At 66.6% G+C, this 20,709-nt stretch carries 24 protein-coding genes; 14 read left to right on the forward strand and 10 right to left on the reverse strand.

Annotated elements, in window-relative coordinates; translation table 11 throughout:
- The first annotated feature begins 7 nt into the window (after nt 1-7).
- Complete coding sequence (locus NU1_RS31680) at nt 8-727, forward strand: GntR family transcriptional regulator (protein ID WP_245720401.1); 720 nt, start codon at nt 8-10, stop codon at nt 725-727.
- A 50-nt stretch (nt 728-777) separates the two neighbouring features.
- Here the strand turns inward: NU1_RS31680 and NU1_RS31685 are convergent, their stop codons facing one another.
- Both NU1_RS31685 and NU1_RS31690 read right to left on the reverse strand, forming a co-directional pair.
- Entirely contained in the window at nt 778-1,227 is a 450-nt protein-coding gene (locus tag NU1_RS31685; RefSeq protein WP_067527148.1) for a PTS sugar transporter subunit IIA, read from the reverse strand.
- A gap of 8 nt (nt 1,228-1,235) precedes the next feature.
- The gene (locus NU1_RS31690; RefSeq protein WP_067527149.1) at nt 1,236-1,466 is read right to left on the reverse strand and encodes a PTS sugar transporter subunit IIB; all 231 of its coding nucleotides are present in this window, start codon (nt 1,464-1,466) and stop codon (nt 1,236-1,238) included.
- Between the two features lie 117 nt (nt 1,467-1,583).
- Here NU1_RS31690 and NU1_RS31695 point away from each other — a divergent pair, with 117 nt between their 5' ends.
- The 5 genes from NU1_RS31695 to nagB are packed head-to-tail and all read left to right on the forward strand — an operon-like array spanning nt 1,584 to nt 6,707.
- Nucleotides 1,584-2,804 (forward strand): PTS transporter subunit EIIC, encoded by a 1,221-nt coding sequence (locus tag NU1_RS31695; protein ID WP_067527150.1) that lies wholly within the window; start codon nt 1,584-1,586, stop codon nt 2,802-2,804.
- A complete protein-coding gene (locus NU1_RS31700; protein ID WP_067527151.1) occupies nt 2,804-3,067 on the forward strand; it encodes an HPr family phosphocarrier protein in 264 nt (87 codons plus the stop codon). Before NU1_RS31695 ends, NU1_RS31700 begins: the two co-directional genes overlap by 1 nt.
- Nucleotides 3,057-4,718: a phosphoenolpyruvate--protein phosphotransferase gene (gene ptsP, locus NU1_RS31705; RefSeq protein ID WP_212762184.1), complete on the forward strand. Its 1,662-nt coding sequence runs from the start codon at nt 3,057-3,059 to the stop codon at nt 4,716-4,718. The genes NU1_RS31700 and ptsP overlap by 11 nt, the downstream gene beginning before the upstream one ends.
- 55 nt (nt 4,719-4,773) lie before the next feature.
- On the forward strand, nt 4,774-5,937 hold the full coding sequence (locus NU1_RS31710; protein ID WP_067527199.1) for an N-acetylglucosamine-6-phosphate deacetylase: 1,164 nt from the start codon (nt 4,774-4,776) through the stop codon (nt 5,935-5,937).
- On the forward strand, nt 5,925-6,707 hold the full coding sequence (gene nagB / locus NU1_RS31715; RefSeq protein WP_067527153.1) for a glucosamine-6-phosphate deaminase: 783 nt from the start codon (nt 5,925-5,927) through the stop codon (nt 6,705-6,707). Before NU1_RS31710 ends, nagB begins: the two co-directional genes overlap by 13 nt.
- Nucleotides 6,708-6,725: 18 nt before the next feature.
- On the opposite strand, the gene mraY is transcribed toward nagB, so the two are convergent.
- Nucleotides 6,726-7,802 carry a phospho-N-acetylmuramoyl-pentapeptide-transferase gene (gene mraY / locus NU1_RS31720; RefSeq protein ID WP_067527154.1) on the reverse strand — a complete coding sequence of 359 codons (1,077 nt, stop codon included), beginning with the start codon at nt 7,800-7,802 and terminating at the stop codon, nt 6,726-6,728.
- A 250-nt stretch (nt 7,803-8,052) separates the two neighbouring features.
- On the opposite strand from mraY, the gene NU1_RS31725 reads away from it, so the two are divergent.
- From NU1_RS31725 to NU1_RS31740, 4 genes are read left to right on the forward strand one after another with little or no spacing between them, the layout of a single operon-like run.
- Nucleotides 8,053-8,430, forward strand: coding sequence for an ArsR/SmtB family transcription factor (locus tag NU1_RS31725; RefSeq protein WP_067527155.1), 378 nt, complete (start codon nt 8,053-8,055; stop codon nt 8,428-8,430).
- On the forward strand, nt 8,427-9,527 hold the full coding sequence (gene arsB, locus NU1_RS31730; RefSeq protein WP_084521989.1) for an ACR3 family arsenite efflux transporter: 1,101 nt from the start codon (nt 8,427-8,429) through the stop codon (nt 9,525-9,527). Before NU1_RS31725 ends, arsB begins: the two co-directional genes overlap by 4 nt.
- A complete protein-coding gene (locus tag NU1_RS31735; protein ID WP_067527157.1) occupies nt 9,524-10,198 on the forward strand; it encodes an arsenate-mycothiol transferase ArsC in 675 nt (224 codons plus the stop codon). Before arsB ends, NU1_RS31735 begins: the two co-directional genes overlap by 4 nt.
- A gap of 42 nt (nt 10,199-10,240) precedes the next feature.
- The gene (locus NU1_RS31740; RefSeq protein WP_067527158.1) at nt 10,241-10,651 is read left to right on the forward strand and encodes an arsenate reductase ArsC; all 411 of its coding nucleotides are present in this window, start codon (nt 10,241-10,243) and stop codon (nt 10,649-10,651) included.
- 30 nt (nt 10,652-10,681) lie between these two features.
- Here NU1_RS31740 and NU1_RS31745 read toward each other — a convergent pair whose 3' ends face one another.
- On the reverse strand, nt 10,682-11,776 hold the full coding sequence (locus NU1_RS31745) for a flavin-containing monooxygenase (protein WP_067527159.1): 1,095 nt from the start codon (nt 11,774-11,776) through the stop codon (nt 10,682-10,684).
- Between the two features lie 250 nt (nt 11,777-12,026).
- On the opposite strand from NU1_RS31745, the gene NU1_RS31750 reads away from it, so the two are divergent.
- Entirely contained in the window at nt 12,027-12,236 is a 210-nt protein-coding gene (locus tag NU1_RS31750; RefSeq protein ID WP_067527160.1) for a TDT family transporter, read from the forward strand.
- A complete protein-coding gene (locus NU1_RS41950) occupies nt 12,233-12,376 on the forward strand; it encodes a hypothetical protein (protein WP_157553306.1) in 144 nt (47 codons plus the stop codon). The genes NU1_RS31750 and NU1_RS41950 overlap by 4 nt, the downstream gene beginning before the upstream one ends.
- Here the strand turns inward: NU1_RS41950 and NU1_RS31755 are convergent.
- Both NU1_RS31755 and NU1_RS31760 read right to left on the reverse strand, forming a co-directional pair.
- The gene (locus tag NU1_RS31755; RefSeq protein ID WP_067527161.1) at nt 12,373-13,347 is read right to left on the reverse strand and encodes a COX15/CtaA family protein; all 975 of its coding nucleotides are present in this window, start codon (nt 13,345-13,347) and stop codon (nt 12,373-12,375) included. The two genes, NU1_RS41950 and NU1_RS31755, sit on opposite strands and share 4 nt — an antisense overlap.
- A gap of 58 nt (nt 13,348-13,405) precedes the next feature.
- The gene (locus tag NU1_RS31760; protein WP_067527162.1) at nt 13,406-14,359 is read right to left on the reverse strand and encodes a helix-turn-helix transcriptional regulator; all 954 of its coding nucleotides are present in this window, start codon (nt 14,357-14,359) and stop codon (nt 13,406-13,408) included.
- A gap of 90 nt (nt 14,360-14,449) precedes the next feature.
- Between NU1_RS31760 and NU1_RS31765 the strand changes: the two genes are divergently transcribed.
- Nucleotides 14,450-14,863, forward strand: a complete 414-nt coding sequence (locus NU1_RS31765; protein ID WP_067527163.1) for a VOC family protein — start codon at nt 14,450-14,452, stop codon at nt 14,861-14,863.
- Nucleotides 14,864-14,919: 56 nt separating this feature from the next.
- Here NU1_RS31765 and NU1_RS31770 read toward each other — a convergent pair whose 3' ends face one another.
- Genes NU1_RS31770 through mptB form a run of 3 tightly spaced genes read right to left on the reverse strand, consistent with a single transcriptional unit; the run spans nt 14,920 to nt 18,304 of the window.
- A complete protein-coding gene (locus NU1_RS31770) occupies nt 14,920-15,702 on the reverse strand; it encodes an ABC transporter permease (RefSeq protein WP_067527164.1) in 783 nt (260 codons plus the stop codon).
- Entirely contained in the window at nt 15,699-16,628 is a 930-nt protein-coding gene (locus tag NU1_RS31775) for an ABC transporter ATP-binding protein (protein WP_067527165.1), read from the reverse strand. The genes NU1_RS31770 and NU1_RS31775 overlap by 4 nt, the downstream gene beginning before the upstream one ends.
- On the reverse strand, nt 16,622-18,304 hold the full coding sequence (gene mptB / locus NU1_RS31780; protein WP_067527166.1) for a polyprenol phosphomannose-dependent alpha 1,6 mannosyltransferase MptB: 1,683 nt from the start codon (nt 18,302-18,304) through the stop codon (nt 16,622-16,624). The genes NU1_RS31775 and mptB overlap by 7 nt, the downstream gene beginning before the upstream one ends.
- Nucleotides 18,305-18,439: 135 nt before the next feature.
- Here mptB and NU1_RS31785 point away from each other — a divergent pair, with 135 nt between their 5' ends.
- Nucleotides 18,440-19,018 carry a TetR/AcrR family transcriptional regulator gene (locus NU1_RS31785; protein ID WP_067527167.1) on the forward strand — a complete coding sequence of 193 codons (579 nt, stop codon included), beginning with the start codon at nt 18,440-18,442 and terminating at the stop codon, nt 19,016-19,018.
- Nucleotides 19,019-19,103: 85 nt separating this feature from the next.
- Here NU1_RS31785 and NU1_RS31790 read toward each other — a convergent pair whose 3' ends face one another.
- Nucleotides 19,104-20,648 carry an acyl-CoA synthetase gene (locus NU1_RS31790; protein ID WP_067527168.1) on the reverse strand — a complete coding sequence of 515 codons (1,545 nt, stop codon included), beginning with the start codon at nt 20,646-20,648 and terminating at the stop codon, nt 19,104-19,106.
- Between the last annotated feature and the right edge of the window lie 61 nt (nt 20,649-20,709).

The following is a 20,709-nucleotide window of genomic DNA, read 5'->3' on the forward strand; positions in this document are numbered from 1 at the left end:
GGGCCGCGTGGCCGGGCGCGTAACCAAACAGGCGCAGCTGCGGTCGGCGCTGACGACCCTGTGCGCCACCCTGCGCCCGGGTGAAATGCTGCCCAGTGAGCGGCAGCTGTGCGATGACTACCGCGTCAGCCGGATGACGGTGCGAGAGGTATTGAGCCAGCTGGAGTCCGAAGGGGTCATCACCCGGATTCCCGGTAAGGGCACCTTCGTCGCGGAGCGGGTAGCACGCTCGCGCCTGCATATGGCGTCCTTCAGCGAGGATATGCGCCGCCTCGGCCGCACCCCGAGCACCGTGGTGCTGCACAGTGATTACGGCACACCACCGCCCGCGTCGGCGGCCGCACTCGGCTTGGCGCCCAGTGCGAAAGCGTTCCATCTGGTGCGGCTGCGATTGGCCGACGGACTGCCGATGTCCATCGATGACGGCTGGTACCGGGCCGATCTGCTGCCCGGACTGCTCGATCACGATCTGACGCAGTCGCTGTACGCGCTGTTCGCGGGGGAGTACGACTGCCCGATCGACCGCGCGGAGCAGAGCGTGCGGGCGGTAGCCGCGGATGAGCGGCACGCGGGCTGGCTGGGAACCGAACCCGGTTCTCCGCTACTGGCCTTCGACCGCATGTCGTTCTCACGGGACCGCTGCGTGGAGCACGCGGAGTCCTGGTACCGCGCCGACCGATACCAGGTCTACATGACGGTATCGGCCGACGACGGCCACAGCGAGTAGGCCCGACACTCCGGGCTACGTCCCCGAACCCCCGTGGGGGACTTCGTCTCTCAGATCGAGAACAGCACCGCGCCCGCGGTGACCGGCCCGGTCACGGGGTTCCGCGCCGCCCCCGGTGCGGTATCCATGACCACCACCGGCACTGCGGCACTCAGGCCGAGTCGGCGAATGGCGTTGGGGGAGAAGGTGATCAGCGGTTCACCCGCGGTCACATCGCCGCCTTCTTCCACCTTGACCTGGAAGAGGTCGGGCTTGCCGACGGTATCGATGCCGACGTGCAGCAGGACACCCACTCCGGAATCGGAGACGATGACCGCCGCGTGCGGATGCACTTTCACCAGCGTGCCGGAGATCGGCGAGATGACCGTAATCGGCTCATCGGTATCCGGCGGCTCCACCGCCACTCCGGAGCCCACCATTTCGGCGGAGAAGACCGGGTCGGGAACCTCGGACAGGGGTATGGCGCGGCCCGCGAGCGGCGCCAGGATCTCGGTGCTCATACCGTCGCTCAGAGGAGATCGTTGATGTCTTCGGCCAGGGCATCCGCGGTCGGCCCGACCACGACCTGAACCGCGGCACCACCTTTGACCACGCCGTGCGCACCGGCGGCCTTGAGCGCCTTCTCGTCGACCTTCGCGGAATCCTTGACCTCCACGCGGAGTCGAGTGATGCAACCTTCGACCTCGACGATGTTGTCGGTGCCGCCCAACCCGGCGACGATCTGGTCGACCTTCGACATATTTCCTCCGTGCGTGTCTAGTGGACAAAGCTGGTTATAACCAGTATAAGTCTGGTTATAACCAGTCGCTGTCACCATACACGTGTGTGACCCGATTCACGGACTGAGGACCTCGCTATGGCCGACGCCGCCACAAGTGCGCGTAAGAAGCTGGATCTATCCGGCCTGCAAAAGCTCGGACGCAGCCTCATGCTGCCGATCGCCACCCTCCCCGCAGCGGGTCTGCTGCTACGACTAGGCCAAGAGGACATGCTCGGCCGCTGGTCGGCCACCAAGACCGTCGCCGATGTCCTGGCTGGCGCGGGTGGCGCGCTCCTGGACAACCTGCCGTTGCTGTTCGCGGTGGGTGTCGCCATCGGCTGGGCCAAGAAGTCCGACGGTTCGACCGCGCTGGCGGCGGTGGTCGGATACCTGACCTTCAATGGCGTCCTGAAGGCCATGTCCCCGGTGGTACTGGAGGACAAGGTAGACAAGGATGGCGCACAGGCGCTGGTGAACTTCGGTGTACTGGGCGGCCTCGTCATCGGCCTGGCCGCCGCCGTACTGTGGCAGCGCTATCACCGCACCCAGTTGCCCGACTACCTCGGTTTCTTCTCCGGCCGTCGCCTGGTGCCGATCCTCGCCGCCTGCGCGGCCGTGGTCATCGGTGTCGCCATGTCGTTCATCTATCCGGCCTTCAATGCCGGACTGACCTGGCTCGGTAATGCGGTGGCCGATAACGCCGTTGTCGGTGGCGGCATCTTCGGATTCGTGAACCGGCTACTGCTGCCACTGGGTCTGCACCACATCCTGAACTCGGTGGTCTGGTTCGTCATCGGCGACTACGACGGCGCGCACGGTGATATTCCGCGATTCCTGGCCGGTGACCCGTCCGCCGGTACCTTCATGACCGGCTTCTTCCCGATCATGATGTTCGGCCTGCCCGCCGCGGCCTTCGCCATCTGGCGCAACGCCAAGCCGGAGAACCGCAAACTGGTCGGTGGCATCATGCTCTCCACCGGTCTGACCGCCTTCGTCACCGGTATCACCGAGCCCCTCGAGTTCGCCTTCATCTTCGTGGCGTGGCCGCTGCTGCTCATCCACGCGCTGTTCACCGGTTCGGCCCTCGCCCTGACCAACGCGCTCGGTATTCACGACGGGTTCATGTTCTCCGCGGGAGCGATCGACTTCCTATTGAACTTCGGCAAGGCACAACACCCGCTGTGGCTCATTCCGATCGGACTCGGCTACGCGGTTCTGTACTACGTGACATTCAGTTTCATCATCCGTCGTTGGAATCTGCCGACACCCGGCCGGGAACCCGATGAGGAAGAGATCGAGAAGGAGAACATCGCGTGATGATCAACCGCACCGCCGTAGTCGCGTCCAAGACCGGTCTGCACGCCCGCCCCGCCGCGCTGTTCGCCAAGGCCGCCGCGGCATCGCCGATACCGGTGATGATCTCGGTGGACGGCAAGGGGCCCGTAGCCGCCGGAAGTCTGCTGCAGATAATGACCCTGGGGGTGAAACAGGGCGATACCGTGATCCTGTCCGCCGAAGACGGGGCCGAGGTGACCCTGGACGAATTGGTCGAGCTGCTGGAGACCGATCTTGACGCGTGAGATTCGCGGTATCGCGGCCGCGCCGGGAACCGCTGTCGCGGCGGTGAAGTGGTTGGCGTCCGCGCCGAGCACCAGTGCCGCCGACACCCCCGGCGCGGACGTCGATGCCGAAATCGCCCGGGTCGAAACCGCTTTCGACACCGTCTCCGCCCGCTACGCCGCACAGGCGGAGCGGGCGGCGGGACCGGCCGCCGATATTCTGACCATGACGGCGGCCCTGGCCGGCGATCCGGCGCTGCTGGATCAGGTGCGGGCCGGGATTCGGGCCGGTGGTCCGACGGCGCATTCGGTGACCGAGGCCGTGAACCACTTCGCGGAGCAATTGGCCGCACTCGGCGGAATGATGGCCGAGCGGGCATCGGATCTGCGCGATGTGGGACAGCGGGTGGTCGCCGAATTGCTCGGTGTCGATCCGCCCGGAATTCCGGACAGCGCTGAACCTTTCGTTCTCGCCGCACAGGATCTCGCGCCCGCCGATACGGCCACCTTGGATCCGGCGAAGGTGGTCGGCCTGCTGACCATCGCGGGCGGGCCCACCTCCCATACCGCCATTCTCGCCAAAGCACTGGGCATTCCGGCCGTGGTCGCCTGCCCGGGGGCCGTAGAGATCGTCGAGGGGACCGAAGTGCTCCTCGATGGCACCGCCGGTGTGGTCGATACCGAACCCGATGCGCAGCGTCGTGCCGCGGTGGCGATCGAGAAGTCGCGGCAGCAGACCGCTGCGACAGGTCCCGGCCGTACCGGCGATGGGCACGCGGTACCGCTGCTGGCGAATGTGGGCAGTGCGGCCGACGCGCGGCTCGCGGTCGAGCTGGGAGCCGAGGGGGTCGGACTGTTGCGCACCGAATTCCTGTTCCTGGGACAGCAATCCTCGCCGACCATCGACGAGCAGACCGCGCACTACACCGAGATCTTCCAGATCATGGGGGAGCGGCCGGTGACGGTGCGGACCCTCGATGCCGGATCGGATAAGCCGCTGCCGTTCCTGAAGTTGCCCGCGGAGGAGAATCCGGCGCTCGGTGTGCGCGGGATTCGATTGGCCAGTGTCGATGAGGGGACATTGGACGATCAGCTCACCGCCATCGAGGCGGCGCGGGCGGCTACCGGGACGCCGGTCAAGGTAATGGCACCGATGGTGGCGACCGTCGAGGAATCGCGGGCCTTCGCCACCCGTGCGCGGGAGCTGGGCGTGACCAGCCGCGGGATCATGGTCGAGGTTCCGGCCGCGGCCATGCGCGCCGAATACCTCGGCGCGGAAGTGGATTTCTTCTCCATCGGCACCAATGACCTGTCGCAGTATCTGTTCGGCGCGGACCGGATGTCGTCGGCGCTGGCGGCCCTGCACGATCCGTGGCAGCCCGCCCTCGCGGCGACCATTGCCGCTGTTGTCGCGGGTGCGCGCACACACGATGTCACGGTCGGCGTGTGCGGAGAGTCCGCATCGAACCCCGAATTCGCCTGTGTACTGGTTGGTTTGGGTGTGTCGACCCTGTCCATGGCACCGCGCTCGCTTGCCGGAGTGCGCGCGGCGCTGGCCGATGTGACGCTCGCGCAATGCCGGGCGGCGGCCGCCGCCGTCCTGGCGGCCACGACTGCCGAGGCGGCCGCGCGGGCGGCGCGTGCCGAGCTCGGCCGGGCCGGTCGAGTATGAGGCAGGGCTGGTCGACAATGACCGGGTCGAGCGTGATACCGGAGCGAGCCGGGCGATGACGACACTGCGTGGGCGGGTCGTCACTGCCACCGGTGCCGGCGAACTCGCCGACGGTGTGGTGTCGTTCCGCGGGCCGCTGCTCGACTTTGTGGGCCCGGCAGCGGAATTCGACGGTGAACTCCCCGAGTTGGTGGGAGAGCCGTCGATTCTGCTGCCCGGGCTGATCGATGTGCATTGCCACGGCGGTGGTGGATTCGGTTTCCCGGAAACCGATTACGACGGTGTGGTGGCGGCCGCGAGCTTCCATCTCGGCCGCGGGACCACCACTCTGGTCGCCTCGCTGGTGTCGGGGACCGAGGCGGAGTTGGTCGAGAAGATCGATCTGCTGGGTAGGGCCGTCGATGCCGGGTGGCTGGCGGGCATTCACCTCGAGGGCCCGTTCATCAGCGAACATCGGCCCGGCGCACACGATCCCGAGCGCATCGTGCCCGGTGATCCGGCCATGCTGCGGCGGCTGCTGGAGCGGGGCGGTGGGCGGATCGTCTCGGTGACCATCGCACCGGAGACCTCGAATTTCGACGATCTCGCCGATCTGCTCAATGCGGCCGATACGGTGCTGTCGCTCGGACATACCGTCGCCGACTATGACAGCACGGTGCGGGCCATTCGACGCGGCGGGCGCGTGTCGATCACCCACCTGTTCAACGCCATGCCCGCACTGGCACATCGCGATGCGAACTTCCTCACCGCGGCCATGGCGGCGGCCGGGCGCGGCGATGTGGTGGCCGAAGTCATCGCCGATGGCGTGCATTTGGCCGACGGCACCGTGCGGATGGTGTTCGACACCCTCGGCGCGGACAATCTCGCCCTCATCACCGACGCCATGGCGGCGGCCGGTATGCCCGACGGGCGCTACCGCCTCGGCATTATGGATGTTGTTGTAGCGGAAGGGGTATCGCGCCTATACGACCCGGCGGGCGAAGGCGCTATCGCGGGCGGAACGGCTACCGCCGCAGATGTGCTGCGGCGCACCGTATTCCACGCCGGGGTGGATCTGACCACCGCCGCCACGGCGGCCTGCGCCACTCCCGCGCGTCTGCTCGGTATCGCCGACCGGGTCGGCGCGCTGCGCCCCGGCCTGCGTGCCGATGTGCTCGTCACCGATTCCCGATTGAACCCAGTGAATGTGTACAAGGACGGACTCCCATGGAACTCGTGATCGCCGACAATCGAACCGAAGCCGGTGTGCTGGCGGGCCGGATCATGGCCGACCATGTGCGCCGGGGTGCGCGCGCCATCGGCCTCGCCACCGGCTCCTCGCCACTGGGCGCCTACCAGGAACTCATCCGTCAGCACCGCGAGGACGAGCTGAGTTTCCGTGGCGTACAGGCCTTCCTGCTTGATGAGTACATCGGCCTCCCGGAAGGCCACCCACAGTCCTACGCGCAGTTCATTCGGGACGAATTCACCTCCCACGTCGACTTCACCGACTCCGATGTGCACAGCCCCGACGGTCGCGCCGCCGATATCCCCGCCGCTGCCGCCGATTACGAGCGCATGATCGCCGCAACCGGCCGAATCTCCGTGCAGATCCTCGGTATCGGCGCGAACGGTCATCTCGGCTTCAATGAGCCCGGTTCCTCCCTGCGCTCACGCACCCGCGTCAAAACCCTCACCCCGAAAACCCGTGCGGACAACGCCCGCTTCTTCGAGGGCGACCTGACCCAGGTGCCCACCCACGTCCTCACCCAGGGCCTCGGAACCATCAGCGATGCCGACCATCTCGTCATGATCGCCACCGGCGCGGGGAAAGCCGACGCGGTCGCCGCCGCCGTCGAAGGCCCCGTCTCCGCCTTCTGTCCTGCCTCGATCCTGCAAATGCATCCGCACGTCACGGTGATCGTCGACCCGGCCGCCGCCACCAACCTGAAGGCCATCGACTACTACCGCTTCGCCGTCGAGAACAAGCCCGCCTGGCAGAGTTTCTGAGGTCGGCAGCGGGTCGGGTCAGCCGCTGGTGGCGAGATATTCGCCGTAGAACAGGGCGAGCCCGACCGCCGCGGAAATGCCGCCCAATAGCCAGAATCGGATGATGACCGTGGTTTCGGCCCAGCCGGTGAGTTCGAAGTGGTGATGGAACGGGGCCATTTTGAACAGGCGCTGGCGGGTCGTTTTGAAGACGATGATCTGGAGCAGGACCGAGAGGATCTCGGCGAAGAACAGGGCACCGACGACAATCATCAGTAGTTCGGTGCGGGTGGTGATGGATATTCCGGCGAGGAGGCCGCCCAGGGTCATCGACCCGGTATCGCCCATGAAGATCTTGGCGGGGGCGGCGTTCCACCACAGGAATCCGATACATGCCGCCGCACCTGCCGCACAGACCAGGGCCAGGTCGAGCGGATCGCGGACGTGGTAGCAGCCGAGGCTGGGTTGGGCCGCGCACGAATTCGAGTACTGCCAGAATGAGATCAGCACGTACGCACCCAATGCCCAGCTCATCGCCCCGGCGGCCAGCCCATCGAGCCCATCGGTGAAGTTCACCGCATTGGCCCAGGCCACGACGAGGAAACACACCCACAGCAGGAAGAACACGGTCCCGAGCGAGATCAGCGACATATCCCGCACATAGGACAGGGCCGGACTTCCCGGTGTCAGCCCGGTACTGCTCGGAAACCGCAGGGCGAGCACCCCGAATACCACGGCGGCGGTGAGCTGCCCGATGTACTTTCCCGCTGCGGTCAAGCCCAGATTCCGCCGCTGCCGCAGTTTGATGAAGTCATCGAGGAACCCGACGAACCCGAGGGCGGTGGCGAGGCCGAGTACCAGCAGCCCCGATGCGGAAACCCCCGGCGCGTCATACCTGATCCCGATCAGATGCGAGCCGAGATATCCGGCCCACATGCCGATGAGAATCGCGATCCCACCCATGGTGGGCGTCCCACGTTTCGCGTGATGGCTGGCGGGACCGTCGCCGCGGATCTCCTGCCCGAGACTGCGCGTCGCGAACAGCTTGATCAGCAAGGGCGTCAACGTAATCGAGACCGCGAGCCCGATCATCGCCGCGAACAGAATCTGTCTCACACGCCCCCCTCTACCGCCGACCACAGTCGGCCCGCAACAGCCATCCACCGCACAAAGCGTCGAAGTCAGATGCTAACCAAGGTGTTTGGACAGCGCCGCATTCGGACCGCGGTCCAGGTGTGAGCTCGGCGCGGTGTGCGGGTTCACGGCCGAGCGGCTCGATGCGTAGTACCGACGACGCGGCCCGTGCGAGCCACAGTTCACCGAGAGTTTGCTTGATCGCTATTTAGATATCTGTCAATATTGGCGTATGTCGAAGTCAAAGCTGCCGGTCACGCCGGTGCAGGCGTGTTCCGCCGCGCCGCTGGCGCGTGAACCCCTGACCGGTGAGGCCGCCGTCGAGCTGGCGAGCGTATTCCGGGCGTTGTCGGATCCGGTCCGGTTGCGCCTGTTGAGCGCGATCGCAAGCCGTACCGGGCAGGAGGCGTGCGTGTGTGATCTGTCCGAGGGTATCGATGTCAGCCAGCCGACGATTTCGCACCATTTGAAGGTGTTGCGCGAGGCCGGGCTGCTCGACAGCGAGCGCCGCGCGTCCTGGGTGTACTACCGGGTGGTTCCCGAAGCCCTGCAACGGCTTTCGGATGTCCTGTTGGTCGAGAGCGGCGCCGCGGCGGGAGTAAACGCGTGAGTGTGGAAACGACCACCGCCGAGCGCGGTGTGGTCGGCAAGCTGTCGACCCTGGACCGGTTCCTGCCGGTGTGGATCGGCGTCGCGATGGTTGCCGGGTTGCTGCTCGGTCGATCCGTCTCGGGGCTCAATACCGCGCTGGAGAAGGTGCAGATCGATGGGATCTCGCTGCCGATCGCCATCGGGCTGCTGATCATGATGTACCCGGTGCTGGCGAAGGTGCGCTACGACCGCCTCGACACCGTCACTGGCGATCGCAAGCTGCTGGTGAGTTCGCTGCTGTTGAACTGGGTGTTCGGTCCCGCGCTCATGTTCGCCCTGGCCTGGCTGATGCTGCCGGACCTGCCCGAATACCGCACCGGGCTGATCATTGTCGGCCTGGCGCGCTGCATTGCCATGGTCATTATCTGGAACGACCTCGCCTGCGGCGACCGTGAGGCCGCTGCCGTGCTGGTCGCGCTGAACTCGGTATTCCAGGTCATCATGTTCGCGGTCCTGGGCTGGTTCTACCTGTCGGTTCTCCCGGGTTGGCTCGGCCTGGAGCAGACCACCATCGACGCCTCGCCATGGCAGATCGCCAAGTCGGTGCTTATCTTCCTCGGCATCCCGCTGCTTGCGGGATACCTGTCGCGTCGCATCGGCGAGCGAACCAGGGGCCGTGACTGGTATGAGAGCGCGTTCCTGCCCAGGATCGGGCCGTGGGCGCTGTACGGATTGCTGTTCACCATCGTGCTGTTGTTCGCGCTGCAGGGCGACCAGATCACCAGCCGCCCCTGGGATGTCGCCAGGATCGCACTGCCGCTGCTGGTCTACTTCGCGGTCATGTGGGGTGGCGGGTACGCCCTGGGTGCGGTGCTGGGTCTCGGCTACGAGCGCACCACCACCCTGGCGTTCACCGCCGCGGGCAATAATTTCGAGCTCGCCATCGCCGTTGCCATCGCCACCTACGGCGCGACGTCCGGACAAGCTCTCGCCGGTGTGGTCGGGCCGCTGATCGAGGTTCCGGTCCTCGTCGCCCTGGTCTACGTCTCCCTCGCGCTACGCAAGCGATTCAGTCCGATTATCGGCACCGCCGTCGCGGAGCGGAGTGGGTCATGACCGAGGGTCTCGACGACGCGCTCGTCGGTGTCCGGCATACGGTATCGGTCGATCAGCGCGTGGCGATCGAGCGGTCGGCGGTGCGGCTCGCCGAAGAGTTCGCGGGCGTGTTCGAGTTCGATACGGTGCAGCGGTTCCTGATCTCCTCGTACGACCAGTTGGCGGTGACGGCGAAGGTGCCGAATTACCTGCCGCTGCTGGCGGAACGGTTCACCCGGCAACGGTTGCGGGCCCGGGCGAAGGCCGAAGGTCGCGCCGATTCCAGGATTCCGGCGGTGCTGTTCCTGTGCTCCCACAATGCGGGTCGGTCGCAGATGGCGCTCGGATTCTTCGCCGATATCGTGGGTGACCTCGCGGTCGGCTGGTCGGGCGGTTCGGCACCGGACGCTGCGATCGATCCGCGCGTAATCGATGCGATGGCCGAACGCGGTGTCGACATCACCACCGAGTTCCCCAAACCCTGGACCGATGAAGTCGTCCAAGCCGCTGATGTCGTTGTCGATATGGGCTGCGGCGATACCCGCCCCGCCCGGTCCGGACATCGGTACGAGGTGTGGGATCTGGCCGATCCGGCGGGGCAGAGCATCGACCGCATTCGCGCCATTCGCGACGAGATCGAACAGCGCGTCCGTCTGTTGGTCGCCGATCTCGACCTGTCCGGCCACCACTGAACCGCCCGACCCGTCCCGAACCTCATCGAAAGGCACTGCCTCATGACCGACAAGCCCAGCGTCCTCTTCGTGTGCGTCCACAACGCCGGACGTTCCCAGATGGCCCAAGGCTTCCTCGCTCACCTTGCCGGGGATGACATCGAGGTCCGCTCCGCGGGCAGTGCGCCCGGTGACGCGCTCAATCCCGCCGCGGTGGAGGCGATGGCCGAGGTCGGAATCGACATCACCAGCCAGTCCCCGAAGATCCTCACCCCGGATGCGGTGGAGGCCTCCACCGTCGTGATCACCATGGGCTGCGGTGACGCCTGCCCATACTTCCCGGGCGTGGACTATCGTGACTGGAAGCTGGCGGACCCGGCAGGCAAGGGCGTCGAGGCGGTACGGCCGATCCGCGACGAGATCCGCACGCGCATAGCGGAATTGGTCGCCGAACTGCTGCCCGTCCGCCCCTGAGCCGCCCGGTTCCGGGAGGGATCGAACCAATCACCGCGCCGATCCGCGGCGCTGCCGCGGCGATGTCTTCGCGGTCGGGCTGCGCTGGATGAGGTGGTGGGCAAGCCGATCGGCGTCGCGGCCGACCCCGCGCAGGGAGTTCGACGACAGACTGCGTTGGAATTCCAGCCCGAGATACCCGAGACCCGGGTGTGTGGTGGACAACCCACCGCGGTGCCGTGGTCGGCCGTCGACGGCGAGTGCTCCGAGAGCGGACAGGTAGGGCAGGTGCGGGGTATATCCGGTGGCGAAGACAATCGCATCGACCGGCGTGCGGGTGCCGTCGGGCCACACCACGCTGTCGGTCTCGACGCTGGTGAACATCGGCCGCGCCCGAGGGCGGCCGACGTCGAGAGCGGCGCGGTAGCGGCCGCTGTCGAAAACCGGTGCGGTCGGCGGGTTCCGGAGCAGATGCCCGACCGGTGCCGCGTCGATCCCGGTGATGGTGAACCAGAAATGCATGTCACGGCCGAGGGGGCGTTGCGGCGCGAACTTCACCGGCGTGCGGCTGGCGAGCGTCACCGTCGCGGTGTCGGCGAGTTCCACCGCGATCTGCACCGCGGAATTTCCGGCGCCGACGACGATCACGTGTTCTCCGGCGAACTGGTCGGGCGAGCGATATTCGCTGGCGTGCAATAGTTTTCCGGCGAAGCGATCCTGGCCGGGCACGGTTGGGATGTGTGGCGAATCGAATGCGCCGGTTGCCGCGATTACCCGTGGCGCGGTGAACGCCGCGCCGGTATCGGTGCGGACGGTGAACCCGTGTTCGCCGTGGTCGACGCTGTGCACCCGGTGGCCGGTGCGGATGTCGATGTCGAGGGTGTCGGCGTAGGTACGCAGGTAGTTGATGACTTCATCGCGGTGAGGGTAATGGTCCGGGTGGCCGGGGAACGGAAGACCCGGCAGGGAGCTGTATCTCGCCGGGGAGAACAGGGTGAGACTGTCGTAGTACCGCGGCCAGGAACCGGTCGGCTCCGGCCCGGCTTCCAGCAACGCCACCGTCGAACCGCGTCGCCGCAGGTGATATCCGGCGGCGAGTCCGGACTGTCCGCCGCCCACCACGAGGGCCTCGTATTCGTTTGTCACAGCAGTTCCATTTCCTTGTCTTCATCGACGCTCATCGATCAATTGCCACTGGACTATATCGATGGTCGTCGATCGATACAACCATCGATGAAGATCGATGTATGAGTGGTGGTATTGCTGTATCCGCTCGGTTGGCCGTGCGGATACAGGCCGACTAGGTGATTCGCGGATTCGATGGGTGTGATGCTGTGTGGTTGCTTGATCGGTGATGCCGAATGGGTTGTGCTGGCCGGATGGCGCGAGAGCGAGGATGGCGGGATTTATCTCCACCCTGGCCGCTTCGAAACTGGTCGCGTGGCACCGGTGGACGGGCCCGCCGCACGAGGTGCTGTGCGTGGTGACGTTCGCGCTGCTCGCCCTCACGTTCGTCGGCTACGTGATTCTGTGCGTGTCCGAAATCGCCCGGGTCCGGCTGGGGTACAACATTCGGCGCTGGGCCACGGTATTCCCACTGGGATGACGGCGGTGGCGACCCTGTCCACGGCGGCCGCGACGGACGTGCCGTCGCTGCGCACAGTCGGAAAAGTGTTGCTGGCCATCGCCGTCGGCGTGTGGTTCCTGGTGATCGCCGAACTGGCCGCGCGCAAGGTCGCGAACTAGACGGTCTCACCGATCGGTTCGCGGATATCGGCGGGCACCGCTTCGCGGGTGCGCATGGCCGCCCACAGGGCCGCGGTGGCGGCCACGCACGCCGCCGCACCGCCGACATGGATGGCGACCAGAGCGGCCGGCACGTCGGTGAAGAACTGGACGATGCCGACCAGGGCCTGGCCGCAGACCAGGGCGATGAGGACGATGAGGCGTTTGCGGATGGCGCTGGTCATTCCGACGGCGGCGAGGCCGCAGGCCAGGCCGATCAGGAGGGCGAGGTAGGCCACCAGGAGTTCGGAGTGCAGGTGCACCAGCGGCGTGATCTCGACCTGCAGCCGCTCGACCGGCCGTTCCAGGCTCTTGTCACCGGCATGCGGTCCCGCGCCGGTAACCAGGGTCCCCGCGATGAGCGTCCCGGCCAGGGCCACGCCACTGAATACCGTCAGCAGACGCAACGGCCGGGGCGCCTGGACGGTTTCGAGCCCGGCATCGGGCTCGCCGATCTTGGCGTACAGCAGCACGGCCAGCCACACCATGACCATCGAGGCCAGCAGGTGTACCGCGACCGTCCACCACAGCAGACCGGTCCGGACGGTGACACCGCCGATCATGGCCTGCACCACGGTGCCCGCGGGCATGAGCCACGCGTACACCAGCACCTCGTGCCGTCGCCGCGCCCGCGTCACCGCGAGCACCACGGCACCGGCGAACAGGCACACCACGAAGGTGAGCAGGCGGTTGCCGAATTCGACGGCCTGGTGGATGAAGGGGACTTCGGCCACGGTGACGGGGACGAAGCTGCCGGGGAAGCATTGCGGCCAGGTGGGGCAGCCGAGGCCCGAGGCGGTGACGCGGACAATGGCCCCGGTCACCGAGATTCCGGCCTGCGACAGAATCACCAGGATGGCAATGAGTCGCTGGGTCCGGAGGGACGGCAGCGGGAAGAAGTCGGCGAGTCGCTGGAATGCGCGGGACAGCACGCAACGATGGTAGCGGGAGCGAATACGCGCGAATCACCCGGTCTACTACAAGATGTCGTTAGGTGGGGGTTGGGCCGTAGCGCGCCGAGAGTTCGACGCCGATGCGCGCCAGCTCACCGCGCACCGACGGCGGTTCGAGCACCTCGACCAGCGCACCCCAACCAGCCAGGTGGCGGGCGATATCCAGGGGAGTGGGGGCGCCGACGCGAACGCGACTGCGGCCGTCGCCGAGGTCGGTCTCGGTTTCGCAGTGTCGTCCGAACTGATCGCGCAGGATGGGCACGAATCGGGTTTCGATATCCAGGGTCGCCCAGGTGCGCGACCGATTGCGTTCCATTTCGCCGACGACCTGCTCCCAGGCTTGGTCGAGGGCGAAATCATTCGGACGCTGCGACGGCTGGTCGGTCGGTTCGGCGGCCACAATGCGATCCACGCGAAATGTGCGCTGCCCCGTCTCGGTTCCCGCGATGAGGTACCAGCTGTCGTCCTTGTCGACCAGGCCCCACGGATGCACCAGTCGGTCGGAGCGCTCCCGCGCGGCATTGGTGTAGCCGAGTCGCACGGTGCGCCGTCGCACCACGGCGGATTGCAGGAGTTCGACCATCGCGGGCCGCTGCCGTTCGGGCTCGCCCCAGCGGGTCGAATCGATCAGGGTGGCATCCGCGGCCGCCTCCGCCTCAGCGCGGAAGGTCTGCGGCAGCGCCCGAACCAGTTTGCGCAGCGCCGCTTTCGCCTCGCCGGATACCGCCGCGGCCGGTCCGACGAGCAGGAACAGCGCCTGCGCCTCGGACTCCGATAAACCGCTCAGGTCGGTGCGCGCGCCACCGAGCAATGACCAGCCGCCATTGCGTCCGGCCTGCGGATATACGGGAATGCCCGCGGCGGAGAGGGCTTCGAGATCCCGTCGCGCGGTGGCCACGGACACCTCGAGTTCTTCCGCCAGTTCGGCGGCGGTCACCCGTCCCCGGGACTGCATCAGCAGCAGGGCGGCTACGAGTCGGTCGGCGCGCATGGTCTCAGATTCCCAGAAAAAGTGCTCAATTGGTGAGCACTTTACCGGGGAAGATTGTTCTCATCAGCCACTAGAGAGAAGGAAAGCCCGATGCTGCGAGGACTCACCACCGTCAATCACTTCGCCACCGATGTCCCGGCCGCCGTCCGCTGGTACGCGGAAGTGTTCGGCGTGGAGCCGTACTTCGAGAAGGAGTTCGCCGGTCAGATCGCCTATGTCGAATTCCGCATCGGTGACTACCAGGCCGAATTCGGCATTCTCGACGCGCGATACGCACCCCACCCGGTGTCGGGTGCGCCCGCCGGAGCCATGACGTACTGGGCTGTCGACGATGTCGAGGCCGCGTTCGAACGGTTGCTGTCACTCGGTGCGTCCGAGCACTCCAAGCCGACCGAGCAGGGGCCCGGATTCATCACCGCCTCGGTGGTGGACCCGTTCGGCAATGTGCTCGGGATTATGTTCAACCAGCATTATCTCGACATGGTCGAGCTGCTGAAGAAGTGAATGGCAGCGCCCCGGTCACTCGGTGCCCGGGGCCGCACACCGGTATCGAAAACCGTTCAGTCGAAACGGAAGAACCTGGTGGCGAGCCAGCCGCTGACCCCGCCCCACACCGCGAGCATGGCGACGCCGTACCAGTCGATCGCCCCGCCGAGCGCCCGGTACAGCGCTTCCGACAGCGCCCCGGACGGCACCGCGCGCGCCAGCCAGCCCACCACCGACGGCAGATCGTCGGACATGAGGACCAGGCTCGCGATACCGAGCATAATGAACCAGAGGATATTCGCCAGGGCGAGCACGATTTCGGCCTTCAGCGTGCCGCCGAGCAGTAGCCCCAGCGCGGCGAAAGTCGCCGTGCCCAGGCCGATGATCACCGCGCCGAGCACCAGCCCGAGCGCCGACGGCCGCCACCCCAGTGCGACTCCGATGGCGCCCAGCAGAATCGACTGCAACACCACCACGATCAGTACGGCCGAGCACTTCCCGGCGACAATGCCCCACCGTGGTAATGCCGTGGCCCCCAAGCGCTTCAGCGCCCCGTAGCGGCGATCGAAGCCGACGGCGATCGCCTGCCCGGTGAATGCCGTGGACATGACCGCCACCATCATGACGGCGGGCACCACCCGATCCACCCGGCTCTCACCGAGCCCGTTCAGGGGCAGCAGTGTCAATCCGATCAGCAGTGTGATCGGAATGAACATGGTGAGCAGTAACTGTTCCCCGTTGCGCAGCAACAGGATCAGTTCCATCCGCGTCTGCGCGGCCAGCATGGCCGCGCGCGTGGTGGGTCGCGGATCGGGTGTGAAGGTGCCGGGTGCGAACCGATTGGCTGTATCGATCATGCCCGCAGATCCCGTCCGGTGAGTTCGAGGAATACATCTTCGAGTCTGCGCTGGTCGATACGAATATCGCTGGGCAGCACATCGATTCGCGCGCACCACGCGGTGAGGGTGGACAGCACCTGCGGGGTGATATCGCCCTGCAGCAGGTAGGAGCCGGGACCGACCTCGCGCGGCGCAAAACCTTCCGGCAGCGCCGCTTCCAGCAGCGTGAGGTCGAGCTTCGGCGGCGCGATGAAGCACAGCCGTCCCTCCGCGCCGTGCGAGGTCACCTCCGACGGCGTGCCCTGCGCGACGATCCGGCCGTGATCGATGATCACCAGCTGATCGGCGAGCTGTTCGGCCTCGTCCATCATGTGCGTGGTCATCAGCACACTCACCCCGTCGCGGCGCAGTGCGTCGATGAGCTCCCACACCAGATGTCGCGCCTGCGCGTCCAATCCGGCGGTGGGTTCGTCGAGGAAGACGATCTCCGGGCGACCGACCAGTGCGCAGGCGAGCGCGAGCCGCTGCTGCTGCCCGCCCGAAAGCCGCCGGTAGGGGGTGCGGCGCGCGTCCTGGAGTCCGAGCGTGCTCAAGAGCCACTCCGGATCCAGCGGCGCGGCCGAATAGGACGCCACCAGATCGAGCATCTCCCCGGCTCGTGAGCCGGGATAGGCTCCGCCGCCCTGCAACATCACACCGATGCGCGGCCGCAACCGATCGGAATCGGCGATGGGATCGAGTCCGAGCACCCGCACCGTTCCGGCATCGGGGGTTACGAATCCTTCGCACATCTCGGTGGTCGTGGTCTTGCCCGCCCCATTGGGCCCGAGCAATGCCAGTACTTGCGCGCGTTCGAGTTCGAAGCTGATGCCGTCGACCGCGGTGATGTCGCCGTACCGTTTCGCGACGCCGTCGACGCTAACGGCGGGTCCTGAGGTCACGATCTGACACCGTAGGCTGTGGCCTGCTGTGACGGAGCCGACACCCCCGGCTGGTTACGCCACGGCAGCACCTTTCGGGTCAGGAAGATCAGCAACAGCCCGACGATCACGGTCGCGATGGCCGCCTGCACGATCTGGAACACATAGAAGTCGGCACCGCGCGGCATGACGAGCACGCTCACGATGACCGAGAGGGTAATGGCCGGAACCCGGAAGAGCGGTCGGTTCGCCCAGGCTGCCAGCGGCACGATCGCCCACAGCAGGTACCAGGGCTGTACGACCGGGAACAGCAGGACCAGGGCACCGAAGGACACTCCGAGCGCACCCACCGGATGCAGTCGCCCGGTCCACGTCGCGAACAGCATGCGGGTCATGACGAAGGCGGCCACCAGGTAGCCGATGGGTCTGGTGATGCTGAGCAACGCGGTGGTGTGATCGCCGAGACCGAGCAGCACACCGCCGAAGCCGGTGGCTATTCCGATCGCCGTGGGGAGCGAGAGATAACTGCGCACCGCGCTCGCGGTATTGAGCGTGTGCACCCAGCCGAATCCGAGTCCGCTGGCGGTGGTGACCAAGAGTGTCGTCGCCACCGCCACCGCGCCGAGGATCGCCCCGGCCAGGAGCACCTGCTTGAATCCGCCGCCCAGGCGCCGCGCCAGGGCCATTGCCACGAACCCCAGGGCGGCCAGTGATACGACCTTGATCGATGACGACAGCGTGATGACCACCGTGCCGAACAGCAGCAATGCCCACGCGCGTTTATCGAATGGATGGGTGTCCTCGATGGCCCGCAGCGTGAACTCCAGCCCGGCCAGCATGAGCCCGAGCATGAGCGCGTCATTGTGCACCCCACCGACGAGGTGGAACAGCACCAGCGGATTGGCCGCGCCGAGCCACAGCGCACTCACCGGCGCGACCCCGCAGCGTCGTGACAGTCGCGGCAGCGCCCACACGATCAGCGCCACACCGCCCAGCGCCAGCAGCCGGTGCAGCCAGACCCCGGCAATAATATTGTCGCCGGTGAGGATCGCTATGCCCTTACCCATCCATAGGAACAGCGGCCCATAGGGCGCGGGCGTCTCCCGCCAGATATTCGGCACGTTCTTGGTGAGCACGTTATCGAGCCCGAGCCCGTCGGCCGGTCCCACCACATAGGGGTCGAGCCCGCGTTGGGCGATTTCACTCTGTGCCAGATACGAATAGACGTCATTGCTGAACATCGGTGGCGCGATGCTGAGCGGAATGATCCACAGCAGCAGTGTTCGATCCATCTGCGACCGGGACAGCCGATGTCGCGGATTGCCGCCCCAGCCGCCGATGGCGAACCGTCCGAGCAGCAGCCACGCCATGATGACGAGCACCGTGCCGATCATGCACATGGTGAGCGTGGAGGTGTGGGCGCGCGCGAAGAACCCGAGTACCCGCATGCCGGACGTCGGGTTCTGCCGTACCGGTTGGGCGCCGACCCCCAGCGCGGAAATGGCCATGATGACCGCGCCCGTCGCGCCGAGCAGCCGGATTCGGGTCAGTTGCAGCGTTTCCCGCCGGTCCAGACCCGGCACTTCGGATTCGGCGACGTGCAGTGCGGCAGCGGTGTGGTCGGAGGGTGGGACGTCCAGGCCCAGTGCCCGGCGTCCCCACTCGATGATCCTGCGCCGCGCGCTGTTCGATACCGCCACGGCGGCCAGCCTAATTCGCCGCGCGGCCGGGTAGTGCCACGGGCACAGTCGGAGTGCGGGTCGCGTGGCTCTCACCCGCCGTTATGGTCGGGTTTTCGCCCGATATGTGTCAGGACGGGTGAATACCCTGACTAGATGGTTTCGGATTCCAAACGGCGGATCGAGGTGGCGGCGGCCGGGCTGCTGGCGCGGCACGGCTACCACGGATTCGGTCTGAAGAAGTTGAGCGAGGCGGCGGGGCTGCCGTACGGGTCCATCTACCACCACTTTCCGGGCGGTAAGGAGGAGATCGCGGTCGCGGCCATTACCGAGACGGGGGTGCTGGTGGGCCACATGATCAGTCAGGCTCCGGGCGATGTGTTCGCCACGGCGGCAACCGTCTTCGATTCGATGGCCGCGAAACTCGCTGCCTCGGACTGGACCGACGGCTGCCCGGTGGGTACGCCCGCACTCGATGGTGGCAGTGACGTGGAGGTGGTGCGCACGGCCTGCGTAATTGCATTCGATGCCATGGCGCGGGGGTTCGCGCGTTTGCTCACCGATATGGGCTTGCCCGCGGGGGAGGCACACGACTTGGCGACCACCGTGGTCGCGGCCTACGAGGGGGCGACCATCCTGGCGCGAGTGCGGCGCTCGGACGAACCGCTGCGCACGGTATCCGCCGCTATGGCCCGCCTGATTCGCGTGAGCCTCGCGGAAGCCGCTGCGTCCTGACCGATGCCTTCCACTCCGAGATGAACTCCTCCCGCGGTGGCGACTTCCGCTCGGAAAGGCACTGCCGCCGAGGCTCATCCGATGGTCAATGCACCTGACGGTCGGAATCGCCCCAATACCGCTTGCGCAGTTCACGTTTGAGGATCTTGCCCGCACCGGAGACCGGGAGGGCGTCCACGATCTCGATGGTGCGCGGGGCCTTGTAGCCCGCGATCAGGGTTTTGGCGTGTTCGCGGATCTCGGCGGCGGTTACGGTGCGGTCCGGCAGGCAGACGATGACGGCGTGTACCCGTTCACCCCATTCCGGATCGGGGACGCCGATGACCGCGCAGGCCGCGACGCTCGGATGCGCCGCCACGGCGTTCTCCACCTCGGCGGAATAGACGTTCTCGCCGCCGCTGACAATCATGTCCTTGATCCGGTCGACCACGAAGACGTAGCCTCGATCGTCCATGTAGCCGCCGTCGCCGGTGTGCATCCACCCGTCGCGGACCGCGGCCGCGGTCTCCTCGGGCTTATTCCAATAGCCGAGCATCACATGGTCGCCACGTACCGCGATCTCGCCGACGGTGCCCCGGGGCACCTCGATACCCTCGGCATCCACAATGCGCAGATCGGCGTGCGGCGCGGCGCGACCGGCCGAACGTAGCAGTCCCGCGACGTGTTCGGCGGGTCCGAGCAGTGTGGCCACCGGAGCGACCTCGGTCATGCCGTACGCCTGGGTCAAGCCCGCGCCGGGGAAGAGTTTCATGGCCCGTTCCAGGACGGCCTGGGCGATCGGGGACGCACCGTAGAGAATGCGTTCCACGCCGGACAGGTCGTAGTCGGTCGCGGCCGGGTGATCGACCAGCATCTGGATCATGACCGGCACCAGTAGCACATCGGTAACCTGGTGCGTCGCCAGTGCTTTCATGGTCGCGACGGGTTCGAACGCCGCAATGATGATGTGCGTGCCGCCGAGCATCACCTCGGCCAGCCAGCCCGCCAGATCGGCGAGGTGGAACATGGGTGCCGCGTGCAGGTACCGGCCGTTCGGCTTGAAGAGGTAGCCACTGGCGATGGAGCCGAGCGCCGAGGCGAACAGGTTGTCGTGACTGAGCATGACGCCCTTGGGAAAACCGGTGGTGCCGCCGGTGTAGAACAGGCCCGCCAGTGCATCCCCGCCCCGGCGCGCGTCCTCGATCGGTGCGGTGTCGGCGATGAGTTGCTCGTACGACAGCGTGCCGTCCGGGGTGGGTCCGTCACCGCAGTGGATGACCGCGATCAGCCCCGGATACTCCTGGCGGATCGTGGGCAGCATCGGCGCGAACGCGTCGTCGACGAACAGCACCGTGGTACCGGAATCGACGAAGCTGTAAATGATTTCGGCCGGGCTCCACCGAATATTGACCGGATTGAGTACGGCATCGGCCCAGGGCACCGCGAGCAGGTACTCGCTGTAGCGGTCGGAGTTCAGCGAGAGCATCGCGACCCGGTCGCCGGCGGTCACCCCGAGACTCCGCAACGCGCCGGCCAATCGGGCGACCCGATCGGCGACCTCACCGAAGGTGCGGGTGCGGTCCGCGTAGATGGTCATGATCGCGTCGGGGTGTTGCTGGACGGCGCGGTGCAGGCCCTGGGTGAGGTACATCGGCGTATTCCTCCATGCTCACGATGTGAATCGGCGATAGGGTAACACCGATCACACTCCG

Origin of the sequence: Nocardia uniformis NBRC 13702, assembly GCF_001613345.1 — a bacterium.
Lineage (GTDB): Bacteria > Actinomycetota > Actinomycetes > Mycobacteriales > Mycobacteriaceae > Nocardia > Nocardia uniformis.